This window comes from Rahnella aquatilis CIP 78.65 = ATCC 33071, from assembly GCF_000241955.1.
In the GTDB taxonomy this organism is placed as follows: domain Bacteria; phylum Pseudomonadota; class Gammaproteobacteria; order Enterobacterales; family Enterobacteriaceae; genus Rahnella; species Rahnella aquatilis.
This window is the reverse complement of record NC_016835.1, coordinates 402,925-414,121: the sequence shown is the minus strand read 5'-3', so window position 1 is coordinate 414,121 and position 11,197 is coordinate 402,925. Positions and strand designations below refer to the sequence as shown.

Below are 11,197 nucleotides of genomic sequence, written 5' to 3'. Positions count from 1 at the left end.
CCCGGCGTTATCTGCCCCCGTTTTTTTGCGATTTGAAAATTACAGGTGGAAGTTATCGTACAGATGACGTTCTATAGCGATCAATTTATTACGGTCATAGTGTCCGAAAAATAAAGGGCCACCAATCGCATTGATCGCGACGCCACTTGCGGTGATCGCCGCCGATGTAAAATCACCTGCTTTTATCGCCCCTACCGTATCACGTGCAAATACCCGTGCTTCTGAAAGTGAAGCCGATGTTTCGTAAAGGCGTCCATTTGTCACCGCAGTAATATTGCGTGAGATACTCTGATATGCCTGTTCCGAAATACCGACATTGGCCTCGCGCAGCATTCTGTTAACGCAATACACCGCTTGCGCATAAATCGAGAATTTCGTGGTTCTGATTATTTGTTGCTCAAGTTGCCCTCTGCGAAAGAGTCCCTGACCATTATCACCGTATGGCATTATCATTCCTTTTGACTTTCAGTTAAAAACAAACCTCTCCGCGCGGCTGAAAATATCCTTACAGCCGCGACGAATAATAATAGAAAGCGATTTATTCCGACCCATTAAAATCAAAAAAAAGTGATATCACGCAAGGATAAAACGAAAGGGTAACTCTCAGTAAGATAATGACATTCACGCTGTGAATGTCATTAATTTTATAAAGAAGCTTAATTAATAATCCCCGCTTTCAGACAGTGCTTCAGTTCTGAAATAAGGTCTCCAGAACTGAGATGAGATGCTGACGCGCATCGCCCGACAACGACTGAAGCGGTAACGGTAAACAAGGCGCAGAAACAATACCGAGAATTTCCGCTGCCGCGGCGACAACCCGCAGGCTACCATGCTGGCGGAATAATGCCCAAAGCGGTTCCAGACGTGCCGACAGCGCCAGCGCAGTCTGGGCATCGCCATTTTGCGCCGCGCGGGTGATCGCCAGCGGAATTTCAGGGAACAATCCGGCAATCACCGAATACCAGACATCGCCGCCTTGCGTCAGCACCGTTGCCGCCGCCAGATCACCCGCTGCCCCCAGTGTCACATGGGAAGGCACAAGCAGACGGAGTTCATCCAGCCGATTGCGGGTAGTAACCGGATCAGCAGACAAACCGGGGATTTTGATACTGGCAACATGGGGCAATTGCGCGATACGCACATAAAGCTCGTCGGTGAAATCGAAATTCGTCGTCCCCGGATTATCATAAACACACAGTGGCACCGAAAGATGGCGGGTGACCGTTTCGTACAGCGTAAATACTTCATCACTGGTGAGTTTCTGATACGACACCGGCGCCAGTAATACCGCGCTGACGCCCGCCCGCTGGGCATCTTCTGCCAGATGCAGCACATCAGAGGTGCGCACTGACCCGATACTGACCATCACAGGAATACCCCCGGCGTGTTCCACCGCCAGCCGCGCAACACGGTCACGCTCACTGTGCTTCAGATAGGCATAACTGCCCGTCGAGCCGAGCGCACCGATGGAATCCACACCGGCGGCAACCAGGCGTTCCATCAGCCTGACAAAGGATTTCTCATCAATACCTTTTTCAGTCAGCGGTGTAAGAGGAAAAGCACTTAATCCTGTGAACATTGAGTTCTCCCAAAGAGGTTAATTATCAAGACCTGTCATAGAGCAGCGATTCATTTTTTGCCTGAAACGGATGCACCCGCATCCGGTTGGAGCCGCAGCATATCCAGCCAGCCGATCAGCGTCAGCACGGCAATGACCACAAAGGAAATTTTAAAACTCATGCCCGGAATATCGCTCCAGTGCAGGAGGTCAGTCAGCTGCTCACCCAGACGTGTGCCCAGCGCGCCGACGGTGATCCCAAGCCCGACAGACAGTTGCAGCACCGTGCTGAACAACGTGTTGGCATCAGCCATTTGTTTCGCAGGCACGTCGGAAAACGCCAGCGTACTGATGCCGGTGAACTGCATCGAACGGCTCAGGCCGCCGAGAAACAACAATAACATCACCAGCCAGTCAGGCGTACCCGGCGTCAGGAACGCGCAGAAGAGCAGGGAGAAAACACTCAGCAAACCATTCACTATCAGCACCGGACGGAAGCCGAAACGGCGGATCAGCGGCGTGGTCGCCGGTTTCATCGCCAGATTACCGGCAAATACCGCCAGCACCAGCAAACCGGCATGAAAGGGATCCATGCCAAACCCGACCTGCAACATCAGCGGCAACAGGAACGGCACGGCGCTGATTGTCACGCGAAACAGCGAACCGCCTCCCATGCAGATACGAAACGTCGGAATGACTATCGTCCCGAGGTGCACCATCGGCGCGGGGGCGCGATAAAGATGCCGGATAGCCAGAACCGAAAGCGCCGCACCTGCCGCCAGCAACAGTATGGCAACAGTCCATAAAATGTGGTCCTGACTGATCAGCTCCAGGCCAGTCACCAGCGAAAGCATCGCCAGCCCGGTGAGAACAAAGCCCGGTTTGTCGAAATGCTTCGGCTCAGCGGAAGGTGCCTGCGGGAACAGACGCCACGCCAGCATCATCGCGATAATCCCGAGCGGCACATTGATATAGAAAATCCAGTGCCACGAGGCATAATGCGTGATAAATCCGCCGAGCGGCGGCCCGAGGATCGGTGCCACCAGCGCAGGCCAGGTCAGGGTAGCGATAGCTTTAATAAGCTGCGGTTTCGGCGTCGTTTTCAGCACCGTAAGACGCCCGACCGGCACCATCAGCGCGCCGCCGATCCCCTGAATAATACGCAAAATGATGAATTCACGGACGCCGGACGCCATCGCACAAAACAGCGAGGCCAGCGTAAAGACGGCGAGGGCAAAGGTGAAGACGTTGCGGGCCCCAAAACGTTCCGCCGCCCAGCCGCTGGCAGGGATCAGTACTGCCAGCGTGAGCATATAGGCGCTCATTCCGGCGTTAAGATCAACAGCAGACACCCCGAAAGAAATCGCCATTTGCGGCAATGCGGTGGCAATCACCGTACCGTCAATAAACTCCATGAAGAAAGCAGCGGCAACCAATAAAGCAATAACGGAGATCCCGGAATTAACGGCGGACTCTTCCTGCGGATGTTCTGACGCATCCGGTTTACTGTGGCTCATTGTGTTCTGTCCCGGAAAAAAACCACTCGCTGCAAGGCACAGCAAAAGATAGATGATAAGTATTAAACCTATCACACACCTTCAGCCGGGTTATAGATCAACTGAGGATCAAAAAGAGCGATTTTTACACTTAGCTGACCGCGGTGAAAAACTCCCCCTGTAACTGACAGGCGAAATCACTGACATCTTCCTGCAGACACAACGTGACATCGGCTGAAAAACCTCGTCGGGTGAGTTCACGTGCGGAGCCGCAATCAGCAAGTTTTTCCAGCGTGAGGTTTTGATAAACCGCCTTTGCCGCGCGGGCTTCTGCTGACAACTGGCGATTTTGTAAACGTGAAATTAATCCCCCTGCAGCGACCAGATCTTCAAGCGCCGGACGAAGACTGTTGTCCGGCCATTTTTCACCGGCGGGGATCACCAGAATGCGCTGATACTTTTTGCATGCACACGCCGTCGCAGTGAGATTGCGCAGGCAGGCGGTGAAAATCGCCGCATTGTGTATTTTGGCTTTAAACGTCAGCGCCGATCCGTTCGGCGAGGGTAATACCAGCCGCGTTCCGGTAGCCATCTCCTGAAGTGAGCAGGGCGAAAGGGTAAAACCCGGCCCCTGAAAACGCCGGTCAAACTGCGCACACTGTGCATTTCGCTCAACAGCATATTGCTGCGCGCTGGCGTCCTTCCATGGATAGGGGAATATCACACCACCGCGTTCATTCGCTACACTCACGCAGGTGGAAAACGACATGACATCAATAATCACAATGCAGTCGACCTCTGCCGCCAGATGATCCACCGCCTGCGCGCCCCATTCCAGACGCACGTCAAAATCAGCTTGTGAGAAATCAGTCATTACAGGCCTTCATCAGAATAACAAAGCAAGAAAAAGAGGGTTTTTCGGGCGAAACATTCACTACACTGATTAACACGTTTTAGTTGTTCGCCTGCATCAATAAAACAAGACATCAGACAATATTCAATAGGGGATGTGAATGAAAAGTGGGGATTATTGCCGACTGCTACTGCTGGCGGCGATCTGGGGCGGCAGTTTTCTGTTTATGCGCGTGGCGGCCCCGGCGTTCGGCGCCATCAACACGGCGTTTCTGCGGGTACTGTTCGGGTTTGTCGGGCTGGTAGTGATCCTGGCGGTAATGAGAACGCCGCGTGATTATCAGCATAAATTTGGCCGCTCGCTGCTGCTCGGGGTGATCAACTCCGGTCTGCCTTTTCTGATGTATTGTCTGGCAGCACGTTGGTTACCCGCAGGGTATTCCGCCATTCTCAACGCCACCACGCCGCTGATGGGTGTCGTGCTCGGCGGTTTATTCTTTCATGAAACCGTAACGCTGAAAAAAGCGCTCGGTGTACTCACCGGCCTGTTCGGCATTACCTTGCTGACCACCACCGGCAGCGCGGAATCGGTGCCGCAATTACTGGCGGGCGTCATCGCCTGCCTGGTGGCGACCGGCTGTTATGCGGTAGCCGGTTTCCTGACACGCCGCTGGATCACCGAACGCGGCGGGCTGGATCCCAAACTGGTGGCGACCGGTAGCCAGCTCGGCGCAACACTATTCCTGTTGCCTTTTTTCCTCTATACCTCAGCAACCGAAGCGCCGGTCAGCTGGGCACAGCCACTGGTCTGGCTCTGTGTGCTGGCGGTCGGGTTTATCTGTACGGCATGGGCGTACATTCTGTATTTCCGCCTGATAGCCGATATCGGCCCGCTGCGCAGCATGACGGTGACGTTTCTGATCCCGCCGTTCGGTATTCTGTGGGGTTATCTGCTGCTTAATGAAAAGCTATCGGAAGGTTTTTTCGCGGGCGGCATTCTGATTTGTGTGGCGGTGTGGCTGGTCCTCAGCCCCGGAAAGTCAGTGACGGGAAAAACAAAAACGCCCGCGCCTGAAACCCGATAAGTTCCGGCGCGGGCAGGGGATCAACCGAGGTATTCGATAATGGATAATCCGCCGTTATAGTCGGTGCTATAGATAATCCCCTGCGTATCGACAAACACGTCGCAGGACTGAATCACCTGGGGCCTGCCAGGCCGTTTATCCATCATGGTGGCGGGGGCTGCGGGCACCAGCGCACCGGTTTCTTTCGGCTGATACGGATTGCTGATGTCGTACGCGCGTACACCCGCATTCTGGTAGGTCGCGAAAATCAGCGTTGAACTGATAAAGCTGCCCGGCCGGTTTTCATGCAGATTATGCGGTCCGAAATGCGCGCCTTTGCTGATGTAATCCCGTTCCCCGGGCTGCGGGAAGGTCGAAATACTCACCGGATTCGACGGCTCGCGCACGTCAAACAGCCAGATCAGCTTTTCGCCATCTTCCTGATTATCCAGCACCGCTTCGTCGAGTACGACCAGCAAATCCCGGTCCGGCAACGGCAGCGCAGTATGCGTGCCGCCGCCAAATGGCGGGCTCCAGTTGCGATGTGAAATCAGCTGCGGCGCGCTGCGGTCTTTGATATCCAGCAACGTCAGGCCACCGTCGCGCCAGCTGGCGTAGGCCGTATCTCCGCTGATAATGGCATGGTGCAGCGCATAACGTTTACCTTCCGGCCAGTCCGGCTTTTCACCACCGGCGGTATGCATGCCCGGCAACCACCAGCGTCCGGCGACCTGCGGATGGCGCGGGTCAGCCAGATCGATAGTCAGGAAAATATAATCGCTGTAGCCATCAATCAGGGCTGAAACATACGCCCAGCGCCCGCCGACATACCAGATGCGATGCACGCCGATGCCTTCCAGCCCCAGGAAGCTGATTTCTTTAGGCTGATCGGGCACCGAAATATCAAAGATACGTACCCCGGCGCTCCAGCCGCGCTGCTGCGTCCCCTGAACCGTCTCGCTGACGGAACGGGTGTAATAAACCTTTTCATCGGCAAAGCGGACATCCGCGAACAAATCGCGGGCATTGATCACCAGCAGCAAATCGTCATGCGCCTGCAAATGCACATTCCAGGTGCCCGGCGGCGCCGGGATAAAACCGGCAGGGCGCGGATTTTTCGGGTCCCGCACATCCACAATGGAGAAACCCTGCGAGACCATGTGACCGATATACGCGTAGCCCCGGTGGACCATTACCTGTACGCCGTCAGGTTTTCCACCCTGATCGCTGTGGCCGATCAGCCGCATATTACGACTGTATTCCGGCGTCGGGAGAGTTTGCATTGTCATCGTCCGGCCTTATTTTTTGTGCTGCGCTTCAAGGGTGGCGAACCACGGCGCGATGAAGTCATCAGATTTGCCCCAGCCTGGGATCACTTTCGCCAGCGATGCCACGTTTACGGCATCAGGGTTGCTTGTCAGCAATGCCTGCGGGATAGCCGCCGCTTTGAATTCATAAGTCGCAGGCGTTTTCTCACCGGCAATTTTGCTGGCGACCAGACGCAGGTTTATCGCGCCGATCAGTTTCGGATCCACCGCCACGCTCAGTTTCCACGGGCTGTTGGCCGCGCGCATCAGGCCAATATCCTGATTGGAAATATCGATGCTGTAGAGTTTGATTTCAGTGCGGCCATTCTCCTGTAAGGCTTTATATGCCCCCTGACTAAAGGCATCCCAGGTTCCCCAGATCGCATCGATTTTCCCTTTCGGGTATTTCGCCAGCAGCGCGCCGATTTTATTGGCGGTATCGCCCTGAACATCCGACGACACAGCACCGACAGATTCCAGCTCATGAATGCCAGGGTGGGCGGCTAATACTTTTTTATAGGCATCCTGACGACGTTCCATTGGCGGGAAACCGGCCACCCACAGTTTGACGATATTGGCTTTGCCGTTGAAATCTTTCACCAGTTGCCCGACAGAAAGATCGGTGAGCGAGGCATCATCCTGTTGGGTGACGGTCACACCGGGAATATTACCGTTCACGGCGGTATCAAACACGGATACCGCGATGCCGCTGGCCGTAATGCGTTTCAGCAAATCGGTGGAATACGGGTCGCGCCCCTGTGACAAAATAATGCCGTCATATTTCTGGCTGATGGCCTGATTCACAAAGTCCTGGAATTTTGCGTCGTCGCCGTTACTGAGGAAAGTGCTGACCTGAAAGCCCAGTTTGCGGCCTTCCTGAATAACACCGGACAAAAACTGCGTAGTGTTATCGTCAGACCCTAAATTGCGGATCACGGCAATGCGTACCGGCCCCTGGTGGTCGGCGATAGCTTTCGGTACCGGCGCGGTACCGGCTGCGAAAGACGGTAAAACGGAGAACAGACTTAACGCCAGTAACGAGGCGGAGAACAGTTTCATGGTTATTACCCTGTGTGGTTAATCATCATTTAAACGGGAGGACAATTCATGACAGCCCTTGTTCAGGCTCTTATAGTGAGTTAATGAATTGATTGCCCGAGTTTTGATGAGCCGTGAATGAATGGCAACGAACGAAAAGGCATAAGTTAATGCCAAAGATTATTAGCCATCCGGATGTCCGGGCGTAGGATGTTAACAGCTTCTAAATTAAGGATTTCCCCATGAGTGATACTGACATCCGCGTGGTTACCGGCCCCGCCAACTACTTTTCGTTCCCCGGTGCCATAGACCGGCTGACGCAGTTTTATTCGCCGGAACAGCTGGACAAAGCGTTGTGGATTTACGGTGAGCGCGCCTTAACCGCCGCTCAGGATTTTCTGCCGGAAGCGTTTACCGCCTCACAGGCGAAGCGCGTGTTGTTTGCGGCGCATTGCAGCGAAACCGAAGTACAGCGCATTGCGGATATCGGCGGCCCTGACCGTCAGGTGGTGATCGGCATCGGCGGCGGTGCGGTGCTCGATACCGCCAAAGTGGTGGCGCGCCGTCTCGGCTTGCCGGTGGTGGCGATCCCGACCATTGCCGCCACCTGCGCGGCCTGGACACCGCTGTCTGTGTGGTATAACGACGAAGGGCAGGCACTGCGTTACGAAATCTTCAACGACGCTAACCATCTGGTGCTGGTCGAGCCGCGCATAATTTTGCATGCGCCGAAGGAATATCTGCTGGCCGGGATCGGCGATACGCTGGCGAAATGGTACGAAGCCGTGGTGCTCAGCCCGCAGCCGGAGAAACTGCCGTTAACGGTACAGTTGGGTCTGAATACTGCGCTGACTCTTCGCGACGTATTGCTTAATGAAAGCGAAGCGGCATTACAGGCGCAGGACGATAACCGGCTGACACAGCCGTTTCTCAATGTGCTCGACGCCATTATCGCGGGCGGTGGATTAGTGGGTGGACTGGGTGACCGGTATACGCGCATTGCAGCGGCGCATTCGGTGCATAACGGCCTGACCGCGCTGCCACAAACAGACGCTTTCCTGCACGGCACCAAAGTCGCTTACGGCATTCTGGTGCAAAGCGCGCTGCTCAATCAACCGGAAGTGGTGCAGCAGTTAACCGCGCTGTACAAAGTGCTGGATCTGCCGGTCAGTCTGGCGCAATTGCAGGTGGATATTCATGATGAGAAACAGCTTTCCCGCCTGATTGAACGCACGCTCCAGCCCGGAGAATCTATTCATCTGCTGCCGGGAAACCCCAACGCCGAACAACTGCGTCTGGCGTTTGAGTTTGTTGAGAATAAATAAGACTTTTGAGGTTTTTACTTTCGCTGTTCAAGAAACCCGGCCTGCAGCCGGGTTTAATTCGTTTACCTGTCCTTAATCACTTTCATCAGTTGTTCAAAATAATCCGCGAGAGCCATTGATTTGATATATTCGAAGTCAATCAGCCAGCCGCGCCGCTATCTTAAAGAGTAAGCCATTCATATCCCCCGTAGCACCCGCATCAGCTTTTTAAAAAGCGCTTCAATAACAGCGATAGAGCACACAGCGATAATTGATGTTGCAGTCACCGCAAAGATCAGAAAAGTAAGTTCTTCCATATCCCAACGGTCACCCGAATCAACCCCTAAAGTAGAATGATAAAACTCCACAACCGGATCAGTTATCAGATAAAGGTAATGTGTGAATGACTCGTTTAAAGGTGTTAAAAACAGGGTAATTGCAACAAACAGTATCAACCGCCAAACAATTTTTAACGTGCTAAAAATGTATACATGGCGCATTGATATCTCCAAAAACTTCAACTTCCCCATAAGCTTTTTTGCCTAGAACAGGAATTATCATTGTATGAGCCCGAAGAAGTCGATCCCGTAAAACCTTAAAATCAGCATGATTGTAAAAGGTAATACATCCATCAGAAACGCCCGTCCCGTCGGATCTGAGAGGATGAAGCCGAAAATTCCCGCGTTCCCTGGCGCCTATATTTGTCCAATCATCGATAAGAGAATCCTGTCTATAAAGCGCAAACCATGAATCGTAATCGTTACCCGTTTTCCACTCCTTTCTCATTTGTACAATCCACGAATTCAAACCGCCGGCAGGGCGATCAACAATCCAGTACTTTCCTGGCGGAATGGCACCATTTTTTAAATCTGAACATCCCTGCCTGTTGAGCAGTGAACCAAGTCCTGAAAATACAGGGAAGATCCCCACACCAGCACAATAAAGTTTTGCAATTTTTCCGCCCTCATAAAGACGATTAAAATCCACTCTGCATGAAATCATCCCTGTCTCCGTTTATGCGTAAATGCTGGAGTTCCACTGATCGGTAAAACTGATATGTCCGTCGAGGTACAACCATGTGATTTTCTGATACCCAAGGCCAATGGATTCCGTGGGCATACTGGCCTGTCCGTCAGCGTGTTTGAAATTGTGCATATGAGGATTGATGTTAAGTATGCGCACCCCTTCCATTGTCATATTCAAAAACTCTTCCTCCATACCAGCCGCATTAATGCGATACCATTTAATCACCGCCTTTTGCAGCTTTTCGCTGGTGGCGACGGCACGGTAGAGGTAGGGAGTAGATTTATCGAACTCTTTTACCAGTCCCATGGTTTGATGAACACGGGTAGATGTCAGCCGACCGGTATTACCATCGAAGGGTACGGAAAGACCATGCGTGAAGCTTTGGATCTCGATCGCGCCTTCACGGCTTAAAACCTCAGAACCGCCATAAAGTAGTGCGCCATTGGCATCGTATAGCCAGAGATATGCGGGGCTAGCCATAATGAAACTCCTTTTTAAAATGAGGAATGACGTTATGCCTGTGAAGGGGAGTTAACAATTAGTGACCGTTGCAAAAAAGCAATTTTCAGAAATTTAGTATCAATGAGAGATGTGGCATTACAGACTCCCCAACTTTTACGAAGACCAGGTCGGGGAGGCCAGCAATATTTACGGATGCTGTTTAGCAAATTCTTCTTTGGCTTTTTGCAGTTGTTGCTGGAAAGCAGGGTTAGTGTGCAGGGTAGCCACTACGGCGGAACCGACGATGCGCGCGGCATCGACATCACTTTGCCAGTGGTAGCCGCAAATCACCCGGCTCTGGCCTAAATCGAAACCGCGTTGCAGGATTTGGTCCTGGCGCTGCGGGTTAATTTCGGTGAGCACCAGCGCGGTGGCCCAGCCAATTGAGGTGTGACCGGAGGGATACGAACCGTTTTTCGACAGCTTATCCTGCTCGGTGGTGTTACAGGTCGGCACACCGTAGAAGGCAAACGGACGAATGCGCATATACTTTTCTTTGGCGGAGCGTGTCGCCAGATCACCCGCATCTTCAATCATATTGGTCAGCAGTTTATGCAGTTCCGGGCTGTCTTTGGCGGTGATTGGCGAACCGAAGGCACCCGAGAAGGCGTTCGCCACGCCACCGGCACTCAGGTTGGCATCTTCTGCCGCCAGTTTTCCACGTTCAGTGGAACGCAATAAACGCCCCTGTTCATACATGGCCTGATCGTTCAGAAAAGCGATACTGCCTACCGCTGGCGGTGGAGGAAGCAGCGCCAGGCTGTTAATCGCCTGATCGTTTTTCAGGTAGTAAAGATCGGGTTTGGTGGTCGCATCGTTACCGGTCAGGGCAAACGCGTTGACAGAAAAAAGGCTGGCGAGGCAAAAAGTAGTAATAATTTTCATCAAAGTTTCCTTACAACTGCTGAATGATCATCACGAATTCATTTTCGTAACATTTCCCAACATTTCTAAGTTAACCAAATTCTGCGTAATTACGTTCGTATGATGTACTAAAACGAGAAACTCATCACGCATATCAATAGATATCAGACAGTGAGACGCTTTCAGT

At 52.8% G+C, this 11,197-nt stretch carries 12 protein-coding genes; 2 read left to right on the top strand and 10 right to left on the bottom strand.

The genetic code is table 11. The annotated features are described in order from the left end of the window. Nucleotides 1–39: 39 nt before the first annotated feature. From RAHAQ2_RS23855 to RAHAQ2_RS23840, 4 genes are all read right to left on the bottom strand, one after another. Nucleotides 40–447 (bottom strand): hypothetical protein, encoded by a 408-nt coding sequence (locus RAHAQ2_RS23855; protein WP_014341952.1) that lies wholly within the window; start codon nucleotides 445–447, stop codon nucleotides 40–42. A 241-nt stretch (nucleotides 448–688) separates the two neighbouring features. Then, the gene (locus RAHAQ2_RS23850) at nucleotides 689–1,579 is read right to left on the bottom strand and encodes a dihydrodipicolinate synthase family protein (RefSeq protein ID WP_014341951.1); all 891 of its coding nucleotides are present in this window, start codon (nucleotides 1,577–1,579) and stop codon (nucleotides 689–691) included. 50 nt (nucleotides 1,580–1,629) lie between these two features. Beyond that, nucleotides 1,630–3,075 (bottom strand): MFS transporter, encoded by a 1,446-nt coding sequence (locus RAHAQ2_RS23845; RefSeq protein WP_014341950.1) that lies wholly within the window; start codon nucleotides 3,073–3,075, stop codon nucleotides 1,630–1,632. 130 nt (nucleotides 3,076–3,205) lie between these two features. Then, nucleotides 3,206–3,928, bottom strand: coding sequence for a 2-phosphosulfolactate phosphatase (locus tag RAHAQ2_RS23840; protein ID WP_014341949.1), 723 nt, complete (start codon nucleotides 3,926–3,928; stop codon nucleotides 3,206–3,208). A 139-nt stretch (nucleotides 3,929–4,067) separates the two neighbouring features. Here RAHAQ2_RS23840 and RAHAQ2_RS23835 point away from each other — a divergent pair, with 139 nt between their 5' ends. Next, nucleotides 4,068–4,991, top strand: a complete 924-nt coding sequence (locus RAHAQ2_RS23835) for a DMT family transporter (RefSeq protein WP_014341948.1) — start codon at nucleotides 4,068–4,070, stop codon at nucleotides 4,989–4,991. A 20-nt stretch (nucleotides 4,992–5,011) separates the two neighbouring features. Here RAHAQ2_RS23835 and RAHAQ2_RS23830 read toward each other — a convergent pair whose 3' ends face one another. Both RAHAQ2_RS23830 and RAHAQ2_RS23825 read right to left on the bottom strand, forming a co-directional pair. After that, nucleotides 5,012–6,259 (bottom strand): LVIVD repeat-containing protein, encoded by a 1,248-nt coding sequence (locus tag RAHAQ2_RS23830; RefSeq protein ID WP_037040919.1) that lies wholly within the window; start codon nucleotides 6,257–6,259, stop codon nucleotides 5,012–5,014. Nucleotides 6,260–6,268: 9 nt separating this feature from the next. Continuing rightward, nucleotides 6,269–7,336 (bottom strand): sugar ABC transporter substrate-binding protein, encoded by a 1,068-nt coding sequence (locus RAHAQ2_RS23825; protein ID WP_014341946.1) that lies wholly within the window; start codon nucleotides 7,334–7,336, stop codon nucleotides 6,269–6,271. A 221-nt stretch (nucleotides 7,337–7,557) separates the two neighbouring features. On the opposite strand from RAHAQ2_RS23825, the gene RAHAQ2_RS23820 reads away from it, so the two are divergent. Beyond that, a complete protein-coding gene (locus RAHAQ2_RS23820; RefSeq protein WP_014341945.1) occupies nucleotides 7,558–8,640 on the top strand; it encodes an oxidoreductase in 1,083 nt (360 codons plus the stop codon). A gap of 176 nt (nucleotides 8,641–8,816) precedes the next feature. Here RAHAQ2_RS23820 and RAHAQ2_RS23815 read toward each other — a convergent pair whose 3' ends face one another. The 4 genes from RAHAQ2_RS23815 to phoC all read right to left on the bottom strand — a co-directional run bounded on the left by RAHAQ2_RS23815 (nucleotide 8,817) and on the right by phoC (nucleotide 11,031). Continuing rightward, nucleotides 8,817–9,119 carry a hypothetical protein gene (locus RAHAQ2_RS23815; RefSeq protein ID WP_014341944.1) on the bottom strand — a complete coding sequence of 101 codons (303 nt, stop codon included), beginning with the start codon at nucleotides 9,117–9,119 and terminating at the stop codon, nucleotides 8,817–8,819. Next, nucleotides 9,097–9,621 carry a DUF2778 domain-containing protein gene (locus RAHAQ2_RS23810; protein ID WP_014341943.1) on the bottom strand — a complete coding sequence of 175 codons (525 nt, stop codon included), beginning with the start codon at nucleotides 9,619–9,621 and terminating at the stop codon, nucleotides 9,097–9,099. Before RAHAQ2_RS23810 ends, RAHAQ2_RS23815 begins: the two co-directional genes overlap by 23 nt. Nucleotides 9,622–9,633: 12 nt before the next feature. Continuing rightward, nucleotides 9,634–10,125, bottom strand: coding sequence for an Hcp family type VI secretion system effector (locus RAHAQ2_RS23805; protein ID WP_014341942.1), 492 nt, complete (start codon nucleotides 10,123–10,125; stop codon nucleotides 9,634–9,636). A 168-nt stretch (nucleotides 10,126–10,293) separates the two neighbouring features. Beyond that, nucleotides 10,294–11,031 carry an acid phosphatase PhoC gene (gene phoC, locus RAHAQ2_RS23800; RefSeq protein WP_014341941.1) on the bottom strand — a complete coding sequence of 246 codons (738 nt, stop codon included), beginning with the start codon at nucleotides 11,029–11,031 and terminating at the stop codon, nucleotides 10,294–10,296. Nucleotides 11,032–11,197: the final 166 nt, after the last annotated feature.